At 36.3% G+C, this 25,291-nt stretch carries 26 protein-coding genes and 2 pseudogenes; 5 read left to right on the top strand and 23 right to left on the bottom strand.

The window, feature by feature from the left end; all coding sequences use genetic code 11:
- The 17 genes and pseudogenes from QUF94_RS11680 to QUF94_RS11600 form a co-directional block, all read right to left on the bottom strand.
- Positions 1 to 822: an amino acid ABC transporter substrate-binding protein gene (locus QUF94_RS11680; protein ID WP_289315998.1), complete on the bottom strand. Its 822-nt coding sequence runs from the start codon at positions 820 to 822 to the stop codon at positions 1 to 3.
- A 156-nt stretch (positions 823 to 978) separates the two neighbouring features.
- Positions 979 to 1,761: pseudogene (locus QUF94_RS11675) on the bottom strand (IS4 family transposase); the annotation flags it as partial.
- A 404-nt stretch (positions 1,762 to 2,165) separates the two neighbouring features.
- Positions 2,166 to 2,219, bottom strand: a complete 54-nt coding sequence (locus QUF94_RS28775; RefSeq protein ID WP_353957696.1) for a hypothetical protein — start codon at positions 2,217 to 2,219, stop codon at positions 2,166 to 2,168.
- Positions 2,220 to 2,233: 14 nt separating this feature from the next.
- Positions 2,234 to 2,497, bottom strand: coding sequence for an AAA-type ATPase lid domain-containing protein (locus QUF94_RS11670; protein ID WP_289315997.1), 264 nt, complete (start codon positions 2,495 to 2,497; stop codon positions 2,234 to 2,236).
- Between the two features lie 2 nt (positions 2,498 to 2,499).
- Positions 2,500 to 2,724, bottom strand: a complete 225-nt coding sequence (locus tag QUF94_RS11665; protein ID WP_289315996.1) for a sigma 54-interacting transcriptional regulator — start codon at positions 2,722 to 2,724, stop codon at positions 2,500 to 2,502.
- A gap of 252 nt (positions 2,725 to 2,976) precedes the next feature.
- A complete protein-coding gene (locus QUF94_RS11655) occupies positions 2,977 to 4,134 on the bottom strand; it encodes a trans-sulfuration enzyme family protein (RefSeq protein WP_289315995.1) in 1,158 nt (385 codons plus the stop codon).
- Positions 4,135 to 4,902: 768 nt separating this feature from the next.
- Positions 4,903 to 5,463, bottom strand: a complete 561-nt coding sequence (locus QUF94_RS11650) for a histidine phosphatase family protein (RefSeq protein WP_289318355.1) — start codon at positions 5,461 to 5,463, stop codon at positions 4,903 to 4,905.
- A 351-nt stretch (positions 5,464 to 5,814) separates the two neighbouring features.
- A complete protein-coding gene (locus QUF94_RS11645; protein WP_289315994.1) occupies positions 5,815 to 7,011 on the bottom strand; it encodes an FAD-dependent monooxygenase in 1,197 nt (398 codons plus the stop codon).
- Between the two features lie 245 nt (positions 7,012 to 7,256).
- A complete protein-coding gene (locus tag QUF94_RS11640) occupies positions 7,257 to 7,865 on the bottom strand; it encodes a uridine kinase family protein (RefSeq protein WP_289315993.1) in 609 nt (202 codons plus the stop codon).
- A gap of 178 nt (positions 7,866 to 8,043) precedes the next feature.
- Entirely contained in the window at positions 8,044 to 8,292 is a 249-nt protein-coding gene (locus tag QUF94_RS11635; protein WP_289315992.1) for a hypothetical protein, read from the bottom strand.
- A gap of 150 nt (positions 8,293 to 8,442) precedes the next feature.
- A pseudogene (locus QUF94_RS11630) lies at positions 8,443 to 8,594 on the bottom strand (tyrosine-type recombinase/integrase); the annotation flags it as partial.
- A gap of 188 nt (positions 8,595 to 8,782) precedes the next feature.
- On the bottom strand, positions 8,783 to 9,118 hold the full coding sequence (locus QUF94_RS11625; RefSeq protein WP_289315991.1) for a (2Fe-2S) ferredoxin domain-containing protein: 336 nt from the start codon (positions 9,116 to 9,118) through the stop codon (positions 8,783 to 8,785).
- A 25-nt stretch (positions 9,119 to 9,143) separates the two neighbouring features.
- Positions 9,144 to 10,025, bottom strand: a complete 882-nt coding sequence (locus QUF94_RS11620; RefSeq protein ID WP_289315990.1) for a hypothetical protein — start codon at positions 10,023 to 10,025, stop codon at positions 9,144 to 9,146.
- A gap of 25 nt (positions 10,026 to 10,050) precedes the next feature.
- Positions 10,051 to 12,471 carry a heavy metal translocating P-type ATPase gene (locus QUF94_RS11615; RefSeq protein ID WP_289315989.1) on the bottom strand — a complete coding sequence of 807 codons (2,421 nt, stop codon included), beginning with the start codon at positions 12,469 to 12,471 and terminating at the stop codon, positions 10,051 to 10,053.
- 92 nt (positions 12,472 to 12,563) lie between these two features.
- Entirely contained in the window at positions 12,564 to 12,803 is a 240-nt protein-coding gene (copZ, locus tag QUF94_RS11610) for a copper chaperone CopZ (protein ID WP_289315988.1), read from the bottom strand.
- 97 nt (positions 12,804 to 12,900) lie between these two features.
- The gene (gene copZ / locus QUF94_RS11605; RefSeq protein WP_289315987.1) at positions 12,901 to 13,107 is read right to left on the bottom strand and encodes a copper chaperone CopZ; all 207 of its coding nucleotides are present in this window, start codon (positions 13,105 to 13,107) and stop codon (positions 12,901 to 12,903) included.
- Positions 13,108 to 13,124: 17 nt separating this feature from the next.
- Positions 13,125 to 13,466, bottom strand: a complete 342-nt coding sequence (locus QUF94_RS11600; protein ID WP_289318354.1) for a metal-sensitive transcriptional regulator — start codon at positions 13,464 to 13,466, stop codon at positions 13,125 to 13,127.
- 358 nt (positions 13,467 to 13,824) lie between these two features.
- Here QUF94_RS11600 and QUF94_RS11595 point away from each other — a divergent pair, with 358 nt between their 5' ends.
- The 4 genes from QUF94_RS11595 (at position 13,825) to QUF94_RS11580 (ending at position 16,684) form a co-directional block, all read left to right on the top strand.
- Positions 13,825 to 14,841 carry a multicopper oxidase domain-containing protein gene (locus QUF94_RS11595; RefSeq protein ID WP_289315986.1) on the top strand — a complete coding sequence of 339 codons (1,017 nt, stop codon included), beginning with the start codon at positions 13,825 to 13,827 and terminating at the stop codon, positions 14,839 to 14,841.
- A gap of 15 nt (positions 14,842 to 14,856) precedes the next feature.
- Positions 14,857 to 16,026 (top strand): ZIP family metal transporter, encoded by a 1,170-nt coding sequence (locus tag QUF94_RS11590; protein WP_289315985.1) that lies wholly within the window; start codon positions 14,857 to 14,859, stop codon positions 16,024 to 16,026.
- A gap of 125 nt (positions 16,027 to 16,151) precedes the next feature.
- On the top strand, positions 16,152 to 16,373 hold the full coding sequence (locus QUF94_RS11585; RefSeq protein WP_063593270.1) for a helix-turn-helix domain-containing protein: 222 nt from the start codon (positions 16,152 to 16,154) through the stop codon (positions 16,371 to 16,373).
- 59 nt (positions 16,374 to 16,432) lie between these two features.
- Positions 16,433 to 16,684, top strand: a complete 252-nt coding sequence (locus QUF94_RS11580; protein WP_289315984.1) for a twin-arginine translocase TatA/TatE family subunit — start codon at positions 16,433 to 16,435, stop codon at positions 16,682 to 16,684.
- 280 nt (positions 16,685 to 16,964) lie between these two features.
- Here QUF94_RS11580 and QUF94_RS11575 read toward each other — a convergent pair whose 3' ends face one another.
- Entirely contained in the window at positions 16,965 to 17,450 is a 486-nt protein-coding gene (locus QUF94_RS11575) for an SRPBCC family protein (protein ID WP_289315983.1), read from the bottom strand.
- Between the two features lie 534 nt (positions 17,451 to 17,984).
- Here QUF94_RS11575 and QUF94_RS11570 point away from each other — a divergent pair.
- Positions 17,985 to 18,602: a cell wall hydrolase gene (locus QUF94_RS11570; protein ID WP_289315982.1), complete on the top strand. Its 618-nt coding sequence runs from the start codon at positions 17,985 to 17,987 to the stop codon at positions 18,600 to 18,602.
- A gap of 470 nt (positions 18,603 to 19,072) precedes the next feature.
- Here QUF94_RS11570 and QUF94_RS11565 read toward each other — a convergent pair whose 3' ends face one another.
- The 5 genes from QUF94_RS11565 to QUF94_RS11545 form a co-directional block, all read right to left on the bottom strand.
- Positions 19,073 to 19,810: a polysaccharide deacetylase family protein gene (locus tag QUF94_RS11565; protein WP_289315981.1), complete on the bottom strand. Its 738-nt coding sequence runs from the start codon at positions 19,808 to 19,810 to the stop codon at positions 19,073 to 19,075.
- Between the two features lie 453 nt (positions 19,811 to 20,263).
- Positions 20,264 to 21,301, bottom strand: coding sequence for a serine hydrolase domain-containing protein (locus tag QUF94_RS11560; protein ID WP_289315980.1), 1,038 nt, complete (start codon positions 21,299 to 21,301; stop codon positions 20,264 to 20,266).
- A gap of 163 nt (positions 21,302 to 21,464) precedes the next feature.
- A complete protein-coding gene (locus QUF94_RS11555) occupies positions 21,465 to 21,923 on the bottom strand; it encodes an NUDIX hydrolase (RefSeq protein WP_289315979.1) in 459 nt (152 codons plus the stop codon).
- A gap of 558 nt (positions 21,924 to 22,481) precedes the next feature.
- Positions 22,482 to 23,936 carry a S8 family serine peptidase gene (locus QUF94_RS11550; protein WP_289315978.1) on the bottom strand — a complete coding sequence of 485 codons (1,455 nt, stop codon included), beginning with the start codon at positions 23,934 to 23,936 and terminating at the stop codon, positions 22,482 to 22,484.
- Positions 23,937 to 24,586: 650 nt separating this feature from the next.
- Positions 24,587 to 25,006, bottom strand: a complete 420-nt coding sequence (locus QUF94_RS11545; RefSeq protein ID WP_289315977.1) for a VOC family protein — start codon at positions 25,004 to 25,006, stop codon at positions 24,587 to 24,589.
- Positions 25,007 to 25,291: the final 285 nt, after the last annotated feature.

The raw sequence follows: 25,291 nt of genomic DNA, 5'->3' as shown, positions 1-25,291 counted from the left end.
CTATTTTGAAACATCTTTTCCAAAATATTTTTGTGAAATACTTAAATATTTACCATCCTTCATCATGTCGGAAAGCGCTTTATTTACGGCCTCTACCAATTCTTTATTCCCTTTTCTCATCATGACCCCCATTTTTGCCGGATCATCAAGTTCTGCGATAGATTTAACCGGTGCATCAGGTTTTTGCTTTTTGAAATCTAGGTAGGATAGTCCGTCATTTACAACCGCATCCGCACGTTTTGAAAGTAATAAATCAATGGATTGATTAAAACCTTCTACTCCAACGATTTCAGCACCATAAGATGCTGCAATATCTTTATAGTTACTAGTTAAAGTCTGAGCTGATTTTTTTCCTTTCAAATCTTCAAATGATTTAATCGTATTATTGTCCTTGTGAACAATTAAGAAAGGTTTTGACATAATATACGGCACTGAAAAATCGTATTTTTTCTGGCGGTCAGGAGTAATTCCTACATTATTAGCAATAATATCGAACCGCTTTGAATCGAGTCCTGCGAAAATACCGTCCCATTGGGTTTCAATGAATTCTGGTTTCACACCAAGTCTTTTTGCTACTTCCTCCGCGATTTCAACATCAAAACCGGTTAACTTCCCTGAAGAATCATGGTAGCTAAAAGGTGCAAAGGTTCCTTCTGTTCCAATTTTAATGGTCCCGCTCGATTTAATTTGCTCTAGCATATCCCTGCTCTCATCTGCCTGTTTGCCTGGTTGACTTGCTGCCTGATTTTCGGCCTTTCCGCATGCAGATAATACAAGTGCTACAATTATCGAAAAAGCGATGATGATGAAACTCTTTTTCATAAATAATTCCCCCCTCTGTATAAATAGTGTCATAATTTTCAGTTTAATTGTTCTATCTGTTTAGAGCCAAAAAGGTAAATACCTTATAAAAGGTGGTTCTGTCCATTTGGAAATTCATTTACAACTAAACCTGTGCGACAACAACAAAATTGCTCATTAAGGGACGGCTTTTCCTTCAATCTTTCGAAGCCAGATATACGCTGGTTTCCATAATACAGCCCTCAAATAACGGCTAATATATAAAGCTTTTCGCTTGCTTTTTGTTTCAATTTGTACAAGAACATGTAGGCAAATAACAATAAGCGCAATAAATAGTTGATTTTGAATCGCCCATTCACTTTGACCGTAGAACTTTTTGATGCTGAGATGTTGTTTAATCCATTTGAAAAACAATTCAATGGCCCAGCGTGATTTGTACATTTCTGAAATTTCGTCTGCACTTAAATCAAACCGATTGGTGATTAAATTGAGCTCATTACCTTTTGAATCCAAGACCTTTAAAAGGCGAAAATAATTTTCACCATGGTTTTGTGTCGTACCAATCAACACCATTTGATCCGATAAAACAGACGTATTTTTAGGAAGTTTAAAGTTGTAAATTTCACGTATTACAGGGTTTTTCCGCAGCCTTGAAAGAAAGAAGTAGCCATCATCGGTCATTCGGTCAAAACGTTCATAATCTAGGTAACCACGGTCAAACAGATACATGCATTTTTTGTCATCTACCATGATTTCAAGCTGACCGCGGTCATGTTCTTTGGCAGTTGTCATAACGGCTTTTTCAGGATAGGAAATTCCTTTTTCCATAAACACAAGAAACAGATGCAACTTCACTCCCGCCTTTGTTTTGCGGATTTCTGCCCATTTATGATTCGTCAAATTGAGTGGCAAAGTGCTTTAATCGATGTTTTTTAATGGCATCACAAGTTTCACAAAATGATTAAATTGAATATTTTGAATATTTAATTTAAATTAACACAACACTAGTGTTCCCCCCTATATTTTAAAAAAAATGGATGATTTGCAGATTTCTAGTTTCATTATTCTGTATAATTCTAATATTCTTTAAATTCCGTCTATATTTTCCAAATGGACTCCACCTCCTCCTTTTCGTTATCATATTATGCAAGAGTTGTGCCAAAATAAAATCCTTGTTAATTCAACATTCCTACTATCGAACTAGTTGAAAAATTCCCATTTCCGCGACGAATATAGTGATAACCTACCGCTCCGTACTGTTTTTCGGTTCCCAAATTCGGAAAAATTATTTCCAAATATGAGAAATATCCCTACGGAGACGAAAAAGGATTGGAAATAAAATTTGCAATCTTAGGTAAAGTGGATCAAACTTTTAGATTGTATCGTTCTAGCTTACGATAAAGTGTCGATAAACTAATTTTTAATTCTTCCGCTACTTTTTCCTTATCTTTTCAATCTGACCACCTAAAAAGAAACTTTGGATAATGGATTTTTCATATTCGGCCACCATCTCATCTAAACTTAACCCTCTGGTATGAATAGGTGCTTGAAATTGGTACAAATAATCCGGAAGATCATGAAAGCCAAGTACATCCGATTCTGCCATATTCACCATATACTCCACAACATTTTCTAACTGTCTAATATTCCCTGGCCAATCATATTGAATTAGCCATTGATCTAATTGTGGATCCATAGTTAATTACGACGACTTAAGTTCGAACAATACTTACAAATGAAGTTCTGGAGAAAGAAGGGAATGTCGTCCCTCCTCTCCTTCAATAACTTTGTATACAGCGGGATCACATTGATTCGATAATATAAATCCTCACGGAATGTACCGTTTTGAACCAATTCTTCTAAATTGCGATGTGTTGCTGTTATCACACGAACATTTACAGGCAGTGATTTGTTTCCTCCCACTCTTTCAAACTCTTTTTCCTGTAATACCCTAAGAAGTTTAGGCTGCAGGGATATAGGGTGTATGTCCTTCTTCTGTTACCTCTTTCGCTACTTGTTGCATTTCTTTCATCAAGTCTGTCCCATTCGGCACAACCTTGACTTTTTCACCGCCCAGTATATATTCTCTTAAATATGAATATTAATTTGCATATTCATGCCAGCATTATTATTCCTTTAACCGCAATATAATTGACAAATCCTCCAGCCGTACAGTTATTCTAATGCCATTTCGAGATCTTTCCATATATCTTCTACATCTTCAATTCCAACTGAAAAACGAACGAGTCCATCATAAAGACCTGCTTTTTCTCTTTCTTCTTTAGGGATTATCGCATGTGTCATCGAAGCTGGATGTTGAATTAATGTACCTACATCTCCTAGGGAAACTGCTAAAGTACTCAGTTTTACAGAATTCATAACTTTAACACCTGTTTCGTATCCCCCCTTCAAGACAAAAGAAATCATTGCTCCAGGACCTTTCATTTGTTTCTCCATGATATTTTTATCTTCAAAACTTGCTAGCCCTGGAAAATAAACCTTCTCTATAGCCTTATGTTTTTCCAAGCGTTCAGCCAAAATTTGTGCATTTTCTTGTGAGCGGTCCATGCGAATGTGCAATGTACGAATCCCTTGAAAGAGAAGCCAGGCATCCATAGGGGCCAAATTTGCTCCCATAGTCTTCTGCACTTCTTTTCTCATCGGATCAATAATATCCTTGCTGGAAATCACTAGTCCGCCAATAAGATATCCATGACCCGACAAATATTTCGTTGCACTGTGGACAACAATATCAATGCCGCATAGAATAGGATTTTGTAAATATGGGGACAAAAACGTATTATCAACAATAGTCAAGATACCCTTTTGCTTAGCGATCGCCGCTACACTCTTCATATCCACTAAGGAAAGCGTGGGATTAGAAGGAGTTTCAAAGTAGACCACTTTCGTTCTATCTGTAATGTGTGGTTCCAGCTCTTCCCCTGTCTTAAACGGTACAAATGTTACATCAATTCCAAACTTCTTTACTGTTTTGGATAGAAATGCGTGCGTCGCCCCATACAACGCTGTGTGTGCAACAACGTGATCTCCTGCCTGCAAAACACCCAAAAGGCAGCCAGTTATGGCAGCCATTCCAGATGAGAAAGCCAAACAACCTTCACCAAATTCCAATGCCGTTACCTTCTCTTCCAGTTCTCTTACATTTGGATTTCCCAGGCGTGAATACATAAATCCTGGATCTTCTCCTGCGAAGCGTTGTGCTCCTACTTCTGCATTATCAAAAACAAATGTTGAAGTCATATAAACAGGTGAGATGTGTGAGCCATGCCCTGGATCTTTATTTACTTTTACTAGCTTTGATGAATAGTTCATTATTATTATGCCTCCTAATTTTAGTAATCTGAAATGCTGCCGTTTTTATTTCTTCCCATTAGTTGTATGCAAATCTTTATATGCAAAAATTATGCCAATTCTGTAAACCCTTATAAAATCTACAGTTTTAATATTAAAATTCTTTATTTATTTTCATTTTTGGCAAGATGCACTGCAAAACATAGTAATTATCGAAATTACCAATTTAGCAATATTGATAATATTTTTCTAAAATTGAGAAGAATTTAACTACAAACACTAATATCATTAAACCAAAATATAAGTGCAGACCAATTATTAAAAATAATGGAGTTGATCCAAATGAATGAAAGTAATTATTTAACACCAGAGCTAGTCGAAAAGATGAGAGCTTATCTCAATAGCCTTACGGAAGAAAAAAAAATTAAAGCTGAAAAAGATGCTGCCGCTCGTTGATGAGACACAAAACAGGCTTTACAGAAAATGATCTTAAAATAGCAGGATAGCGAATGTCATCTATAAAATGCCTCAAAAAATCGGGCCGGAAAATGCACTTTTCGGCCCGATTTTTGCTAATTTTTTACCCCAAAACCACTACATATAGTGGTTGACCTGCATCTAATATATGGTTAATTGCTGCTCTTCCTCAACAATCTGGCCAAAATGTTGAACAAAGGTCAAACAGTACTCTTCAACTATCCTGCCCCTTTTGTTGCATAAGAAATGGAGCTGTTTCCAGCCCCATATAGAAGTAAAGCACCTGTTAGTTGAACAAAATAATACGGCTAATCAAATATTTATTATTGTTTCTTCTTGCCATATACGTTCCATATTTACATCATTTTTTGTACAAGTTAATTGAAAGACGTCAGGATTACTAAGATTCTTCCAACATTCAAAATCAAAGTTATTATTATAATTCTTTAGCAGTAAAGACATTAAATTTCCGTGAGTAACGATTATTGTGTTTTCAGTTTTATTTTTAAAAACTTCATCTACAACGTTTACTATTCGGTTCATTGCTTCCTGACTCGACTCTCCTCCTTCAAATTTCAACTCCATATCATTAAACGTTGCTTTAAGTTTTTCAAACCAGTCAGGTAAGTCCGTTGTACTTAGTGTACGTTCTGACAAACGTTCATCAATCTCTATTTTTAAGTTTATTTTCTCACTTTGTGGTTCTACTGATTGAATAGCACGTAAAAATGGACTTGATATGATTCGATCAATTTTAGTATTAGAGAAAAATTCAGATAAATAATTGGCTTGCTTCAATCCTTTTTCTGTTAGTTGTGATTCCGAAGGTTGACCCTGTGCTTCACAATGTCTCACAACATAAATCTTTTTTATCATACAAGTATCCCCCAATTTAGTAGTAAAAACTTATTTTTACTATTCTCTTTAATTTCCTTGTTTAACTAACCTGCCCCGTTAGTTCCGTAAGAAAAAGGTTGCCGCAGCAACCCCTGTTATTGAAGTAAAGCACCCGTTAGTTCTATAAGGAAAGCGAACCTTATTAAAGAATCGCTCCCGATTGCGGAAAATCAACAATATTATTAAAGACTTAAGAGCAGGCAGAAACTTATTCGGGTTTTGTATTGTTACTGATAATAAAAAGTCAGTTTGTTGATAATAACACACAAGCAAAGAAATTATCAGTTTTTACAGACTGGTTGAAACTCGTCTCTAAAATATCGCATATTAATAATCTTTCAGTTCAATCCCGTTGGCATCTTTCGCTATCATTTTCGAAATCATCTTAAACGATACGGCCATAAGGATGGGTACGCGAAACATTAAATTGCGTAGAAAGATTTTGAAGTTTGATCTTTCAATCATACTCCCAGCAGCCATTAGTCCTATTTTTTGATTTTTCTCAACAAACTTTCTCACTTTTTGTTCGTAGGCAACAAAGGCACGGGTGTACTCGCAATCTGCAGCTTTGAGTTCACCGGCTAATACAAAAGCTCCGACAAGCGCCAGGCTAGACCCTTGACCCGATAGGGGTGATGGGCCATACGCCGCATCTCCTAACAATGCAACCCGACCTTTTGACCATGTCGGCATGTGAATCTGGCAAATCTCGTCAAAATAAAAGTCTTTCGCATCTTTCATGGTTTTGAGTAGATTCGAGGTTTCCCAACCCGTATGGCCTACGAAGGCATTTTCTACAAGTTTCTTTTGAGATTCTGTATCATAGCGGTCGTATTTCAATGTATCTGATTGGAACAAGAACATACCCCTTGCTTCGGTATTGTTACGGGCGCTATACATACCTACAGTTTTGCCTGGTATCGTATAAAACAGCTGGCGGTGGTCGAGGTTGAGGAAATTCTCAAGGGTGAAAATTGAGATATAACAGCCAAGCGTTCGTTTAAACTGTGCTTCGTCGCCAAAAGTCAAGGTGCGCACATTAGAATGGAGACCGTCCGCTCCGATTACCAGATCGAAAGTCTGCGGCTTGCAATTAATAAATTGAACTTCTGCACCAGCTTCAGTTTCATGTATTGCTGTAATCGAATCGCCCCAAATGTATTCGACCGTATCCTTAGTTAAATCGTACAAAATGTGACAAAGATCGTCACGCATGATTTCGATGTCCAGACCCTGATGGTTCCCCATACTCGCTTCGCTTATTTGACCTTCGATCTTGCCTTTGCTATTCACGAAGTAAACACCAGTCATGTTCGTGTCAGCTTCACGAACTTGATCGAGTATACCCATCCCCTCAAGCACCGTAATGGCTGCACCACGGATATCAACCCCGTACCCACCCGTGCGCAATGCTGGTGCACGTTCTATTACAGTCACGTCGAATCCGTGACGGTGAAGCCAGTAAGCAAGTGCCGGACCGGCAATGCTCGCACCGGAAATAAGAACGCGCATCGTTTGTTTCATAATTGCTTATTCACTCCTATCCTAATTAAAGTCTTAACATATCCACAGTATATTCACGGCCTATTTAACTTATTTACCACAGTAAAATATTAGGACTTTAATTATTCAAAAAAATGGCCCAATTGTTGAATAAAGATCGAACAGCACTCTTGAACCAACCTGCCCCGTTAGTTGCATAAGAAAAGGCTGCCACAGCAACCCCCTGTTATTGAAGTAAAGCACCCGTTAGTTGAAAAACTTCTCATTTATTTAATTCCATCAGCAACAATATCAGCCCTTTCATAAGGCTTGTGTTTTTCCACATAAATACCTTCTGAAATCATCCAATTATTTTCCCACATTTCACGGGCTTCTTCACCGTCTCTATCGACACCTCTTGAAAGACGTTTTTCTCTTGGACAATCAACCCATATTTTGAAATCGTATTTATCTGCTATTTCTTTTCGAATAGAATATACGCCTTCGATTATTACAATGCCACCAAAAGGAACAGTATGCCATTCTGCTAAGCTATCCGTTTCCCAATCGTACCGTTGATAATGTCCCTCTTTTTCATGCCTTATTGGTTCCAGCACCTGATTTAAAAGACGTTTCCAATCAAAATCAGCACCAATAGGTTTTTTTGTTGGATGTGTATTTATAATTTGAGAGGAAGGAAGGTAAAAATCATCCTTATGAACAATCGTTACATTAGAACATTCTTCTTTTATTTTATCAGCAAATGTACTTTTTCCAGAACCTCCACAACCGTCTATCCCGATCAGGAGTGTAGATTGTTTTTTAGAGATTTCATTTATACCATCTACTAATTGTTTGAAAGAACTAAATTGACCCTTTATTATTTTAAAATTCATCTTAATTCACCACCTTCAGTTATTCACTAATTTTGTTAGTTCTCTATCCGTCATATAAAAACCTTTTCTTATTAAACTAAACTGCCCGTTAGTGAAACAATAAAAGCTGCCAAAATGACAGTTTGATTTGTGACTCTTGCACGATTACTAACGTACATATTCAACTCTTATTATGGGCTTATAATTTTTGATACTCCAATGATTTGCAGGAAGGACATTGTGCGGTAGATATATGGGTTTCATTATGTACCCACTTATAATGACAAGTCGAGCAGAGTAGAACTGTATGTTTTTTTATGAATTCCATTGATTCATTTATATATTGCTCATAATCTTGAGGGTAACTATCTGCTAATGTACGAAATACAAAATTATAATCACACTCACTTCCGTTCCAATATTCTTTACCACCTTTAAATTCAATCATATTTTACACATCCTACTATTTTTATAGTTTATTAATAGTTTTAGTTTCATAATAGCATAACACTTGGAATAATTTACCTTATTTTTTCTTCTTATTAAATTAACCTGCCCCGTTAGTTCATTAAAAACAAAAAAAAGGACCCCTGGTCCCTTAAAAATACTTTCTATACAAGTCTCTCCGCATTGCACCACTTAGATATGCATAAATTTTTGTGGTTTCACTTTTTTCATGGCCCATTAAATTTGAATCACTTCCAGAGGAGCTCCATTATTCAATAAATTTGTGACGTAACTATGTCTAAGCTAGTATTGTACAACTCTCATAAGTGGAGTAAACCCTATTAATAGAAAATGGACTGATCGGTAAAAACGATCAGTCCATAAAAATTTCCTTATCCCACCACCGCCAGATTATTGAATAACGTACATTTTTTTCTTCCAGAAAAGGCGCCCTGTTATTACAGCAACGACTTTTTGATAAAGTTATAATGTTACAGTTCACTCTCATGGTTCTTAAATGTTTTCCCATCATGGTAATAAAGTTCAGAACCTAAATGAACATTATCGTTTTCTTTCAATTGACGAATAAGTTCTTCACTTTTTGTTTTATTCATTTCTTTATACCAGGTTCCTTGTGGATATAGAACAGCGATCGGACCATGCTTGCATTGCCCGTTACATAATGTTTTTGTTGTGTGAATCTCCTTTTGCAGCTCTAAGTTTTTCAATTCTTCTCTAATGGTCTCTGTTACTTCTTCTGCTCCATTCTTCGTGCATGTTTTCCCGTTGCAAATTAATAGATGTTTACTAACCCCATCTAAGTTCATAAAAATTCCCCTTTGTTCTTCGTTTTTATTTGACCTCTATAACAAATGGATAGCTATTGACTTTACCATCAAATTTAAATTCTCCCCACACTTTGTAGATCCCAGGCTTATCAAATTTTGTTTCAAATAGTGTCTTTTCTTCTGATGTAGGGTGCACATGAACAAATGTCTCACCCTTATCATCCAAAATAACAACATGCCCTAGAGCACCCAGATAGGGCTCTGGAGTAATCCCTTTGGTATCAAAACTTAATGTCACATCTTTGTTTATTCCTAGCTCTGTAGTTGTTAATTCAACTGTTTTTTCATTGATTGTTTTTGTTAAGTTTGTATCAACCTTAAGTGGGTTTTCCTTATGTTCACTATGACCTTTCCCTACGTGCAGCCCTATCGGACTAACCTGGTAGGCAAGGTTTTTAGGTTTAATATCAACAAACGCTTTATAAGAGTTTTCAGGTAGGTCAAATTTCAGAATATAAACGCCATTTCCTTTTTCCTCAGGATGTACATGATAATAATCTTCTAAGTCGGCACTTACAATAATTAAATGCATAATCTTTTCATGTGAAATTTCTAATTCAGGTGAATTTTGATCTTTATCCTTCACATCTATAATAATTAAACCTTTTTCATATTTTACGTTTGTGACCACTTTACTTTCTAATTGATCTACATGATCTGAATGCCCTGAATCCTTACCATCACTACTTTGGCTAATATGATTATCGTTATGTGCTTGCTCATTAATAGATTCTTTTTCCTCGTTACCATTTGTTTTTGCCTCATCATGGGTATCAGTGTGATCGTTATTACCGTTCAAGCTTGCATATACGGAATATCCGCCAATTACTAATCCAAGATACACAATGGCTGAAACCGCCCAGGTCAACATGTTTTTTTGTTTCATGAAAAAACCCTCTCTTTTAAATAGATTATCCTTTTAACTTAATCCTTTGTAATCTGAGTGCGTTTAAAACAACTGAAACTGAACTAAATGCCATTGCTACTCCTGCCAGCCATGGTGCCAGAAAACCTAGTGCTGCAATGGGAACTCCTATAGCATTATAAGCAAAGGCCCAAAATAAATTTTGCTTGATATTTCGAATCGTCATTTTACTCATAAAGATGGCATCGGCAATACTATTTAAGTCTCCTCTGATTAAGGTGATATCAGCAGCTTCCATTGCTACATCCGTACCCGTACCGATTGCCATGCCAATATCAGCAGTAGCTAACGCTGGAGCATCGTTAATTCCATCACCTACCATCGCCACTATCTTTCCAGATTTTTGAAGATTTTTAACTTCTTCTGCCTTTCCTTCAGGCAGGACTTCTGCTATAACATGGTCAATTCCGACTTCATTTGCAATTGCTTGAGCTGTCTGCTTGTTATCTCCTGTAATCATAACAACCTCAAGACCCATATTTTTTAACCTTTCAATTGCTTTTTGAGAAGTATCTTTAATTGTATCTGCAACTGCAATCACTCCGGCAAATTCATGATCAATTGCAACTAGCATTGCGGTCTTACCTTGCTTTTCTAAGTTTTCCATCTTAGGTAATATGTTTCCAACATCAATGTTGTTTTTCTTCATAAGTCGGCGCGTTCCGATAAGCAAGGATTTGGTTTCAACTTTAGACTCGATTCCAAAACCAGGAATGGCTTCGAAGTGTTCTGAGCTGCCTAGTTCAATACCTTTTTCTTTAATACCCTCAACAATCGCCTCAGCCAACGGATGTTCAGAATTTCTCTCTGCAGCTCCGACTAACTTTAAAAATTCCTTTTCTTCAAACCCATTTGAGAGAATAACATCTGTAAGTGTTGGTTTTCCATTTGTTACAGTTCCCGTTTTATCAAGAATCACTGTATCCACCCGATGAGTGGTTTCAAGATGTTCTCCGCCTTTAAACAAAATCCCATATTCAGCTGCTCGACCTGACCCTGCCATAATGGACGTAGGAGTAGCTAGGCCTAGAGCACATGGACAGGCGATAACTAATACGGCAATTAACTTTTCAAGAGCTACTGCAAACTCTCCCGGACTTACAATAAAGTACCACACAAGAAACGTAATAATCGCTATACCCACTACAATAGGGACAAATATTCCTGAGATGACATCGGCTAAGCGTTGAATAGGCGCTTTTGATCCTTGTGCTTCTTCGACTACTTTGATAATTTGAGCTAAGGCGGTATCCTTTCCTACCTTTGTTGCCTTAACCTTCAGAAACCCGTTTTTGTTAATGGTTGAGCCAATTACTAAATCTCCTACTGTTTTATCAACAGGAATACTTTCACCTGTAATCATTGACTCATCCAGGGCAGATCTCCCTTCAAATATTTCTCCGTCTACAGGTACCTTTTCACCTGGTTTAACATAAACGATATCTCCAGCCATTACCTCTTCGATAGGTAAATTCATTTCTTGACCTTCTCTTAAAACTGTGGCTGTTTTGGCTTGCAAACCCATAAGCTTTTTAATGGCTTCCGATGAACGTCCCTTTGCTTTTGCTTCAAATAACTTACCTAATATAATGAGAGTAATTAACACTGCACTTGTTTCAAAATATAATTCAACCATGTGAGCACCGGACCCTATTGACAGAATACTTAAGTAAACACTATAGAAATAAGCTGCAGAGGTTCCAAGTGCAACTAAAACATCCATGTTTGCACTTTTATTCCTTAATGCTTTAAAAGCGCCTACATAAAATTGACCGCCAACGAAGAATTGAACAGGAGTCGCTAGTACGAGTTGGACCCATGGATTCATGAACATCTCTGGTAGCCAAATAAAAGATGTAAATTCAAAATGACTGACCATCGCCCAAAGTAAAGGGATGGACAAAATAGAAGAGAATATGAATTTTCCTGTTTGTTTCTCAATTTCCTTCTGTCTATGATTAACCTTTTCGCCTGTAGAATCTTGCTTTTGTTCTAAACGATAACCCAATTTCTTAATAACATCCTTCATATCTGGGACCGAAACTTCATCAGGATTATATTCTACAAGGGCTGACTCTAAGGCGAAGTTTACAGTTGCATTTTGAACTCCATCTAACTTGTTTAAACGTTTTTCAATCCTGTTAGCACATGCTGCGCATGTCATACCAGATATATCAAATTCAGCTTTATCACTAACCACTTTATACCCTAAGGATTCAACTTTATCTTTAAGTTGGGTAACACTTGATTTGGATGGATCAAACGTTACTTTTGATTTTTCTAAAGCAAAATTCACGCTTGCATCCTCTACTCCATCTATTTTTTTGAGACCTTTTTCTATTCTCACTGCACAGGCAGCACACGTCATGCCAGCTATTTGAAGTGTTGTTTCTTTTTTATCGCTCATAACCTTACACTCCTATCACCACATACTACAGTGGGGTATATTTATTAGGGAAGAAAACGTGCCGAGACGAGACAGCACGTTTTTTCAATTCCTTAGTGACAACTTTGATCTTTAGGTAATTTACTCAACTCTACATCATAACCTTGGTCCTCTATAATGTCAGTAATTCCCTTTAAAGAAACTACTTTCGAATCAAATGATACATCTACTTTTTCTTCAGTTAAGTGAACCTTTACAAAATGAACTCCCTTCATTTTTCCTACGTTCCCCTCAATTGAATTAATACAATGCCCACATGACATTCCTTTCACTGCTAATTTTACATTCTCCATTTTTTTGTCCTCCTTTGTTAGATGACCTATTTTAAAACCATACCCTGGTATAGTATATGAATTTCAGAAAGAAATCGTGCTTTAATCAGCACGTTCTTTATTGTACATCATAACCCTGGTCGTCAATTGTTTCCTTAATAGAATCAAGGGTTACGTCATTTGGATTAAATTCCACTTCAACAGTTCCTGAATCCAAGTTTACTTTCACAGAGTTAACTCCAGATAATTTCCCTACACTACCTTCAATCGCTTTAATGCAATGTCCACAAGACATACCCTTTACATTTAATGTGTTTTTTTCCATACTAACTCAATCTCCTTCTATTTTTTCATTAATTTTTGAAATGTAACCAGTACCTCATCCAAAACCTCTGTATCTCCCTCTTGAATTCTTTCTAGAACACAGCTTTTCAAATGACCCTCCAATAAAATTCGGGCAACACTATTTAAAGCTGACTGGGTCGCAGCTATTTGTGTAATTACATCGTCACAGTACGTATCTTTTTCAATTAACCCTTTTATTCCTCGGATTTGTCCCTCCACTCGATTTAATCTTGTTACTAAATTACTTTTCACATTATCTGAATGGTGACTTTTCCTTCTACTTTCTGATGAGCAACATGAATCAATTTCAACAATATTATCAAGACCATCTGAATCCATTGACAATTTTTCTCAACTCCTTTAACGAAATAATACTATACCCCTCTATGGTATGTAAACCCCATTTTATTTATACTTAAAAAATAGTTAGTGGACATAGTATTTTTTATAACTCTTGGATGATTCCCTATGGATAAGCAAAGGACTAGATCCATTCCTACCCTTTTTGCAGCAATATATCATCTGTAACCGTCCGGATGGATCTTTGTTCATCATCTTTACCAGATCCATACGTGCATGTCATCGTATACGAAGTATTCTGAAAAAAAGAGTTGACATTAAACTTGTACCTAACTTAAAGTATAGCTTATACAACAAAAAGTTTCCTTGAGGAAACTTTTTAGAAGGGGGTCAAGTAATGTCGGATGAGAAAAAGGTTTCCCGCAGAGATATTTTAAAGATGGGGACTGCAGGTGCGTTTGGAGTAGCTGGATCTTATTACTTAAATAAAATGGCACAATTTCCAACTATGGCTCAGACATCCAATAATTCGTCTCATAAGAATGGTAATCATTCAAATCATGAAAATATGAGTGATAAAACAAAAACCACAGGTTATAAAATGGCAGAACGGCTCCTTACTGAGTTTGATTATGGAAACGTTACCAAGCTGCCCAACGGACAAACACTCCGGGAATATGAAGTCGTGGCAATTGATAAAGAAATCGAAATTGCCAAAGGAATTAAATTTCCAGGCTGGACTTATAATGGAACAATTCCAGGACCATCTTTTCGTTGTACCGAGGGGGACCTTTTGCGGTTTCACTTTATTAATAAGGGCAGCCACCCCCACTCTATTCATTTTCACGGAATCCATCCTCCAGAGATGGACGGTTTAACTTCCATTTATCCTGGACAAAAATTCACGTACGAATTTGAAGCGAAGCCATACGGATTACAAATTTACCATTGCCATGTACTCCCCCTAGCCCGCCATATCCATAAAGGCTTATACGGTAATTTTATTATTGATCCAAAGAAGCCAAGAGAGCCGGCATTAGAGTTAAACATGGTTATGAATGGATTTGATTTGGATTTAGACGGCGAAAACGAGTTTTATACGGTGAATGGCTATGCCTTCGCATTTATGAATCACCCTATTAAAATCAAAAAAGATCAACTCGTAAGGATCTATCTAAGTAATTTAACAGAATTCGACTTATTAAATTCGTTTCACTTGCATGCGAATTACTTTACGTATTATCCAACCGGGAGAAACGATAACCCCTCTCAGTTCACTGATACCATCATGCAATGTCAGGGAGAACGTGGAATTATTGAAGTTCGGTTTCCATACAAGGGAACATATATGTTTCATGCCCATGTAAGTGAATTTGCTGAATTAGGCTGGATGGGATTCTTTGAGGTCGAGTAAAAAAGGAGGGATAATATGAAGGGCAAATGGTTAATTACTGTATTAATACCGTTAGTATTACTTATAGGGGTGCTAGGATGGGTGCTGAAGAATGGAGCAGGTGTAGAAAAAGATCCTGCAGCACCGATAGAAGTCTTGAACATTGAACGCATCAAGGTAACTAAAATCGGTTTCGAATTATCGGTTAGTAATACCGGACCCAAACCCTTAACGATTTCTCAAGTGATGGTTAATGATTCGGTGTGGAATTACAATGTCTCTCCTCAAGCAAAGCTTGAACGATTTGATGAGGGAAAGGTGACCATCTCTTACCCATGGGTGGAAGGTGATCCACATACCATTAAGTTAATCACAGAGAATGGCATTATCACGGAAGGTGAAGTTGCAGCTGCCACACTCACTCCAGAAACCACCTGGAGCAACTTTCTTAATTACGGCTTAATCGGATTTTACGTTGGAATTGTCCCGATCACATTGGGGTTGTTGTGGTACCCATTTATGAAACGTTTCTCCCGAAAATCCATAAATGGGATTCTTGCCCTTACCGTTGGGCTCCTTTTATTCTTATTTGTTGGGACTCTGGCTGATGGATTTGAAATTGGTGCAGAAGCACCATCTGTCTTTCAGGGGAATATGGTTGTCATAATTGGGGCTTCCTTAACCTTCTTATTATTGATTGGTTTTGATCAGTATCAACAAAGAAAACAAGAAAAGAAAGGATATTCTCCTTTTGGTCTGGCTTTGTTGATGGCTACCGGAATAGGACTTCATAACTTTGGAGAAGGCTTGGCAATTGGTTCTTCCTTTGCACTAGGTGAAGCTGCTTTAGGAACCTTTTTAATCATAGGGTTTACCCTTCACAACATCACGGAAGGGATTGGAATCGCTGCTCCTTTATTAAAGGCCACACCTCGATTTAGAGACTTTCTATTACTTGGAGTTATCGCAGGTGCACCCGCCATTGCAGGTACATGGGTGGGCGGATTCATCTTCTCACCAATTTGGGGAGCTTTATTCCTTGGTATTGGAGCAGGGGCCATTCTTCAAGTAATTTATGTAATAACAAAAATGCTCATTGAAGATCATAGAAATCATAATGAAGCATCTGTTTCATGGTTAAACCTTTCTGGTTTCGCGATTGGACTATTAATCATGTACTTTACTGCATTTTTTGTGAAATTTTAAGGAATGCCTTAATCTTGTTTGGACCCATAAACAATTCCCGAACTTGCTAGAGCTGTGGGTTCAAGATTGTTGAATTAAAAATTAACCAACGCTGCTAAAACTAATTAAAAGGAGCGTCATTGGTGATGAGACTTGGGAAAAAAAGAAGTAATTTTGGTAGATGGGTGGATAAACAAAAAGACATAAATGAATTAGAGTTAGAAAGAGCATCAAATATAAGTAGAGGTACAATTTCAAAATTATGTAGCGATCCGAACTATCGACCAAAAATTTCAACGGTAATTAAAATAAATCAGGGCTTAAAAAAACTTGATAAGAATATGGATTTAAACGATTTTTTTTACTGAAGTTATTCTAAAAATGATCTAAAAGGAATTACAAAATTTAATTACTTGGGGGAAGTATTATGTTTCAAAGTATAGGTATACCAGGTTTAATTTTAATACTTGTCATTGCCTTGATTATTTTTGGACCTAAAAAGCTGCCGGAAATCGGTAGAGCCTTTGGACGTACTTTAACTGAATTCAAGGGTGCAACCAAGGGATTAGTATCTGATGAAGATAAAGAAGATTGGGAAAATCCTGAGTTAACAACAGATGAAAAGAAGCAGGATAAATCAGGTGATCCACTTTTTGATTCAACCAAAGATCACCTTTAATTGTAAAAAAGATGAGGTGATGCCTAAGAATTTAAAATCGTTCCTGCTTTTTGATTTTTAGAATATCAACAAAAAAGTATACGTTTACAAACGGTAGTAGCAAGCTATACCGCCCTTTTCTGAAATTTTATACGCTAAAAGAATTCTAACATAAAAAGTCGATCTACTTTACGTTATGGAATCGACTTTTTTACTTTTTCTTTATGAACTAACACACCTGTTAGTTCATTAAGAAAAGCGAATCTTCTTCCAGAATCGCGCCCTATAATGGAATAACTTTTTATATTCTACGTTCCATATTAAATGCTTCACTATAGATTTTACGCAGCTTAGTTGAGTTATCGTGCCACTTAATTGGTTTACCATTGACGATTTGGACCAATACATCCAGACACCTATGCCATCCTGCCGCGGTATTAACTGCCCATGAATCATCGTTAAAAGTATGGGTAAAGATCATTCGACACCCTTTATCCTCTTCCTGTAATGAAATGTTTATCAGATCATCAACTTCACGGAAACCAAATAAATATGGCTTTTCTAACTCTGTAATGGTACCAATATATGTCGTTCCTTCACCGTCATCGAAGGCAATCTTGCCACCAAGTCTGAGATCCATCTCCCCTGTTGCGAAAGGGTACCATTGGGAGAAGTAACTAGGATTCGTAATGACAAGGAAAACATCTTCTGGATTATGAGGGAAAAATCGTTCAAATCTTAAAGCATAACGACCGTTTGACTCATGTAGTGTACCATATTCATTCATCATTTCATCCTCCTTCTTTTATCCTTAAAGTCTTGCGATTCATCACTAATTCAAAAAAAATTAAAGTTTGTATAGGCTCAGAAAAATCATCAACAATACTCATAATTGTGTTCATACTATTATTTTACCAAACATTTATATAACTAAAAAAAATAATAAAATCATTTTCGTGTTTTTCAACAATCTGGCCCAATTGTTGAATAGAGATCAAACAGCACTCTTCAACTATCCTGCCCCTTTAGTTCCATAAGGGGCCTTGCCGCATGCCCATCAAGTTAAAATTTCTTTATACCCCAAAACGAAAAAAGCTATCTTCAGCAGCATTTACAGAAAGAATAGCTTATTTTTTCGTTTTGGATATAATCCTTTTTCTTAGCTTGATGGCGATAGACGGTACCCCAATAAACAGACAAATTTGCCTGAAAATTTTTTCGATTTTTGGTTTAAAATAGGAATAATGTAAGATAAATCTATTTTTATTGTATGTTAAAGTAGAATAGTAGGAAAATGAATCGAAGGATGTGGTATTATTCGATGTTAAATGTAAAAAAAATGTCGTTCGTTGTTTTTATTTGTTTCATGTTTTTTATACCAAATTCAATCTTTGCTCAAGAAATTTTACACAATGGAAGTCAAGGACAAGCAGTTTATGACTTACAAGAAAATTTAAAGAAAATGGGTTACTTTAACAGTCAACCAACAGGGTATTATGGTTCAATTACTAATCATGCAGTGAATCAACTTCAACTAGATTCTGGACTATTACCAGATGGAGTTTTTGGATTCCAAACACAACAAAAATTACATAGTATTGAAATGATGGCCAGGGTTGTTCATGGAGAAGCTCGAGGAGAAACTTATGAAGGAAAAGTAGCTGTCGCAGCAGTAATTTTGAACCGAATGTCAACGCCAGGTTTTCCTAAAAATACTTACGATGTTATTTTCCAGACAAATGCTTTTACAGCTGTACATGATGGACAATATTATTTGACCCCAAATAGCTATTCTTATCGAGCTGTTATTGATGCATTACAAGGTTGGGATCCTACTCATGGTTCTGTTTATTATTATAATCCGTCCTCGGCAACAGATGAATGGATTTTCACTAGGGAAACAGTCATTAGAATAGGCAACCACTTATTTGCAAAGTAAAACTAATCTACATACATATTGAGGAATGATATTTTTATAGTTTCGTATTATAAATATCCATTAACTATGTAGTGGGGTATAGTTGAAAGGTCGAGCAGTAGTTGCCCGACCTTTTTGGCGGTACCCTTGGCGGCACCCCCATATGAAAAAACTGCCTTAAAGACAGCTCCGAGCTTCAGCCAACGCACCCGTTAGTTGAAAAGAGTGAAAGTTAAATTGTACCTTTCATTCTAATTACTTTCACACCCAACTCAGATTTAAGTTCTAGCATTGCTTTTTTTTTAAAAGCTATTGCTTGCTTTGATGACACACAAAGGTGGTATTCATCAACTCCATTCAATTAGTTCAATATCTATCTCCTTAAACTTTTGAATTATATTTGATGTTTTCCTTATTTTCCGTACCCATTTGCTTATAAATAATATTAAGTACTTTTCCCTTGGTTCCAAAAGAAAAAGCGATTACCTGGTTTAGGAACCGCCTTCAACTATCTTTGCAAAGTCATCAAGAGTAGTTGAATACTTGATATAAATTCGTGGTAAAAGATAAAGTTCGTCTTTAATGCCCTTCTCAGAAAATTGTTCAGGAGTTGTCGTAAGTCCAAATAAATAATATTTCTTCGTTTCTTCTACGACTTTGTCATTGAAATTTCCGTATGGATACGCAAGAGCATTAACTGGTTTGCCTGTTATTTTTTGAATTTTATCTTTGGACCCTTTCAGTTCATATTCATAATTTTTTATTTCCGTCAAATCAGGATGTGTAGCAGTATGAGACTGGATTGAGATTATACCCGAATCAGCCATCATTTTTAAATCCGATTTCGATAATCGGTTTGAACGACCGATAAAGTCAGAAATAACAAAAATGGTACCACTTGGTTTAAAACGTTCGTTTTCAAGTTTTTGAAAGATAGCAAATGCATTCAGATTGTTTTTGTATCCATCATCAAAGGTAATGAAAATGGGTTTATTTTCTTTATAAATGTCTTGCCAACGATCAAAAGTTAATAATGTGTAGCCATGGTCTTTTAAATAAATCATTTGTTTCTGGAAATTATCAGGAGTTACATATAACTCCTTAGAACCCTGCCCAGTAAACTCGTCAATCGAATGATAAATTAAAATAGGTACTTTTCGTTGAGCAAAAACTTGTGATGGAAGAATTAAGATAAGAAGACATAGGAAATACATTACAACCTTTTTCATAAAATTCCTCGCTTTGCATCTTTTTTATATCTTTTCAATTTATTGTGCCTCAAAAGCATAGTTCTATTATGATTTCTCCCATATTTGATTCTATCTCCCATTGATCAATGGTGACTTTGATAATCCCAAATGAAAAACTAATTTCTTAAAACACTAAGGAATCGGATAACTGCCACAATAGCTCTATAAGAAAAAGAGCTGCCAATGCAACACCCTTAATGAAGTAAAGCACCCGTTAGCCATCCATGAATCGCCAAAATCGGCGATTCACCACAAAGAATGAAAATGGTTAGGAAGTGTCAATACTGATACTGACCTTAATCCAGTCAACCCTAATCTATAGACTAATTAATTAACGCTCTCCTCTTTTTTTAAACGATTGAGCAGGGTCTTCTTTTTGTCATTTTTCATTATTAAAGAAACTTATTTTCATGGTAGTTCATTAAGGATCACTTAAAAGGTAAGGGAGTTATATATTTCACCAATAATCCCTTTCAATTGATGAACATCTAAATCAGTATTTGTCATTATGACTACTCCAGTTTCTAAAAAAGGATACGCCACCATCATACATTGAAAGCCTACACCCCAACCAAGTGATGAAATTTCAATTTCTTGTTCTGAGCCATCTAAAAATAATCCAAGTCCAGTCCACTCTTTACAACCTTGTGGGTTAATTATTGATTTTGCTTTACTTACAGAAAGTCCAATCTTACTTTCACCTTTTAAAGAATTCATTAATTCAATAACCAAAATGGCTAAATCTGAAGGTGTTGTCCATAGTCCAGATGCTGCTGGATAAGGATAGATCGGATATTTCCCGTTTACTAATTCTCTATTTTTGTTATGACCACAAGAAAAATCTTCTTTTTTCTCTTCTGATATTGTCATTTCTAAAGTGCTATTGTTCATTATTAATGGCTGAAATATAAGTTCATTCATAACTTCCTTGAAAGGTTTTCCAGTCACATCTTCTATTAGTTGTTGTATGATGACAAAACCTGCATCTGAATATTGAAAGTCGCTCTCTGGTTTATACTTCACTTCTATAGGTACGCTACAATAGGATGTTCTTCCCTCCAATAGTTCAACCATTGAAGGAAAACCTTTAATCGAATTAAGTTCAGTAAAACTACCTTCAGGGTCAATAATTCCAGATTGATGACTAAGTAAATTTCGTAGTGTAACTTTATTATTTTTAGTTAGTTCATTTTCGGGGACCTTCCATGATGAAAGCCTCTTGTTTACATCTTCGTCTAAATCAAGAATACCTTGTTCTGTTAATATCATAACTAGAATTGATGTTAGAAACTTACTGATTGAACAAGCATTAAAAACAGAACTACTCTTCACATTTTTATTTGTTCCTGCTTCAAGTAAACCAAAGCATTCTGTTTTACTGATTTGGCCATTATCAATTACTGCAATGCTTAAACCAGATACATTATAATGCTCCATACGCTCGTTAATGTTTATATTTTTTAGGTTCATATGAGACCTCCCATTAGTAACATTAATATAAAACTATTACGCATGTATGTTCTTCTTTAATTGATATTTTTGTTAAACTAACCTGCCACTATAGTTGCATAAGAAAAGGAGCTGCTGATCAGCTCCTGATAAAGAAGTAAAGAACTGTTAGCTTAATAAAAAATTATTTACTTAATTGTTCATTATAAATACTAATTGAATGTACCCTCTCTTTTAATAAGTTATCTATTATTTGCTTTAGTACCCTTGGTTCACGTAGTTCTTCATTATCAAATTTCACAAGGTCATTCACCTTAATCCATCTACTGTCTAAAATTTCATCTTCTTCAAGATTTAATGAACCACCATTAACCTCACCAGTAAAATGAAATAGAATAACTTGATTGTTTGTACTACTGATAAAATTATATACACCCGTTGTACCATTAAGTTTTACATCAAAGCCAGTTTCCTCTTTTACCTCCCTACGAGCTGAATAGAGAATGTCTTCACCATATTCAATGCGTCCACTCGGAAAGTTCCACTTATCAATAGCAGTTGGTTTATTTTCTCTAATTATTAAGACTTCATCATCTCTGAATATTGATACACTAACTACTAAAACCATCCCATTATGAGCCATCCTTTTCGCCTCAGTTATTTAATTTTATATTTATTGCTACCTTTTTCTCTACTTAACACCTGATTACCTTCTTCTACCGCTATCCTGCCCCTTTAGTTCCATAAGAAAAAGCTGCCTTTAAGACAGCTCTAATCTTCAGCTAACGCACCCATTAGCTGAAAAATCCGTTTTATTTATCATTATCTAAATCATCATCAAGAAAAGACTTTTTATCTTCTTTAATTCCATACTTCTTTTCAAGAAATTGACCAATTATTGAACTGTTAATACCTTTCCTTACAGCTGTTTCGCTTTTCCTAATTCTTCTTATATCTTAAATTTTTAAATGATTCACTTCCATTTTAAGACTCTCGGCCAAGGTTGCTAGTACTTGAGCGCCTTCAGAAATCTGATCAGTCGCTGCATGCTATTCTTCAGTTGCAGAATTAGCATCAAAGAACTTCTATGTAAGTAGCTATATGGAGGCCACTCACCTAATCAGTAGCCTCTATATTTATTTTGAAAAGATGATTTACTTTCCTTGTACTTTTAATATTTCATCTTATTTAGAAACATAAGCTACTTCTTTATATTTTCTAATGCTCTATAAGCATTTGCTTCTCCTGAACCAAATAAAGCATCTTGTCCTTTCTTTCCATAGTCAAGAGCTGTTTGCTTAATATGTGCTGTTACTTGGGCAGGTTTATACTCCGGATGAGCTGCCTTAATAACTCCTGCAATTCCAGCTACTTGAGGAGTGGCCATAGAAGTACCAGCATTAAACTCATATGAAGTACCTAAATAGGTAGGCCAAGTACTTAGGATTAAGTTACTTGGATCAGCCGCCGCAGGATCATTGGTTTCTGCATATTTAGGCCCATAATCTCCTCCAGGAGCTGCCACGTCAATACTGTTTCCAAAATTAGAGTAGAAAGCAAGCTGTTGAGTTGACCATTTTGTGGAGGCAGACACATTAATAACTCCTGGCATTTGTGCTGGTACTACAGTTGCAGGCCCTTTCACGCTCATTCCATATGGTTCATACATTTTATTTAAAAATTCGTTTACTTCCTTCTTGTCATCTAAATTTAAACTTTCATTACCACTACCGGCTACTACAGTTACTCCATTCTTTACTGCATATTGAATTGCTCTCTTCCAAAGTAACGTTTCAGCGACTGATTTATAACTTTCTCCCTCAATTGTCATTTTGGTATTATTATAGAAACGCAGAGACATATTAATAACATCTACCTTGTCATTTGTTGCTGCAATAATTCCATCTATAATCCAAGCTGGTAATCCAAGGGCTTGCTCTGAGTATAATACGCGATAGGATCTGATTCCTAAATCTGGTCCTACACCGTTTACTTTACCATTTGCTCCAATGATCCCGGCAACGTGAGTACCGTGCCCATTGCGATCTTTTATATCAGTAGGATCACCTGTTTCAGATTCATCCATTCCAGCAGGAACAAGATTACGTCCACCTATTATATTATTCTTTAAGTCAGGATGAGACTCATCAATTCCAGTATCAATCACTCCCACCACTGCTTTATGAGTAATACTACCATCTTTATTTTTATATCCGCCTGTTTCTAAATCATATGATTTCCCGTCGTTGGTCACCCTTTGAATATCCCATTGGGAGTCCCAATAACTCTCTGAAGTTTGCTGGCTGATGATACTAGACTCATAGTTATAAGGGCTGACTGCTGATTTGTCTAAGGTTAAGGGAATTTCTCTGTTAGCAGCTTCTATTGAAGAATTACCTTTTAGGTTTTTAAGAAAAGAAGGCTCGTCAGATTGAGCTTCTATTCCTCCAACTTCGGGAAGAACTTTAGTTACTTTACCACCAGCTTTCCGTATTACCTCTTGATAATTCTCTGGTAATCCACTTTTAAAAGCTATTGCGTATGTGTCATTCATCTCCTGTTTTTGACTCTTAGCTTGGGTAGGAACACCACCAACGGACAGTATCCCTGCTCCTACTGCAATCGAAAGTACCGTATGTAGAATTTTCTTTTTCATATGTCCCCTCCTATATATGGAAAATATTCATCATATACTATCTTAATATACAACAACTTAAATTCCAAGTTTTTCTAATAAATCTCATATTATTGAAATAAAGAATAAATATTTTTTAATAAATAAAGCGCAGCGTCCCGTGATAAAGCTCGGAATACTCCTCTCATTATTATTGTGATGAACGCAGTATTATTTAGATAATATTAAATAAGCTCTGTAGTCGAGATTTTATGGTCTCAACAGTATCCTCTACTTTTTCTACGTAATCAAGCCATCCAAGCCATTATTTGAGATAAGATTTTGAACTAATGATCAAATTGAAAAACTATTCAGCGACACCCACATTGAATAACCTCAAAGATACTTCGTCATCGATTTTATGTATTAACAAAAATTCTATTTTCCTTCTTCAACTAAACTGCCCCTTTTGTTCCAAAAGGAAAAGCTGCCTTAAAGACAGCTCCAATCTTCAGCTAACGCACCCGTTAGAAAAGGGATTCTTATTAAAGAATCCCTCCCTTTCAAGGAATACTAATTAATTATCATCATTTTTTCGAGTAAATGATTCTGTAAAATAAATTGTGTAAACAAACCAGCGATGCGAGTAGTACAAACTGGACATGCGTTAAGCTGAATGCCCACAGTACGAATCACGCTTTTCTGATCGAACCCAAAACCTCTAAATAGTGCTGATTGTACATAATGCCTAGGATGTTCCCAAAGGGATCAACCACTGAGGCAGTAATGAACCCCTGACCGCGAACTGTGGGTGCGTCGTGTTCTTTCGCCCCCATTGACAGCAGCTTCTCGAAAGTTGCTGTCACATCGTCGACGTGCCAGTACACGACAGCACCACCGGCTGGGCCGATCGACGAACCATCGGGCGCGTAGCGGCTATCGATCAGGCCCAGCTCGTGCTGGTAGTCCCCGAGGCGAAACTCGACATATCCTGGGCGTTCGAAGTATGGGGCGATACCCAACAGCTCAGCGTACCACTTCTTTGCCGCCACTAGATCAGCCGCCCAAAAACTGACTGTGGTGAGTCCTCGTAATGTCTTTGTGTCGCTCATAATCGATTTCCTCCTCAATGTTGAGTAAATTACTATACTTCATATTTAGGGTCGCCGGGTAATTTCCTAATTGCTGTTCCAATAGCTATTGTATACGTCTTATGCTGACAAGTATGTCAGTGGAGAAGAATATTTATTCAAAAGTGCTTTGAACATTTATTCCTTTGATTAACTTCGATTTTCTTACGAATAATCCCTTCTCATATTCAAGAAAATGACCCAATTATTGAACAAAGATCAAACAGCACTGTTGAACTAACTTGCCTCTAGCAATAAGAAAAAGAG

This window comes from Peribacillus sp. NJ4 (assembly GCF_030348345.1).
Classification (GTDB): Bacteria; Bacillota; Bacilli; order Bacillales; family DSM-1321; genus Peribacillus.
Note: the sequence above shows the minus strand (reverse complement) of the source record. Positions and strands in the feature narration are given on the sequence as shown.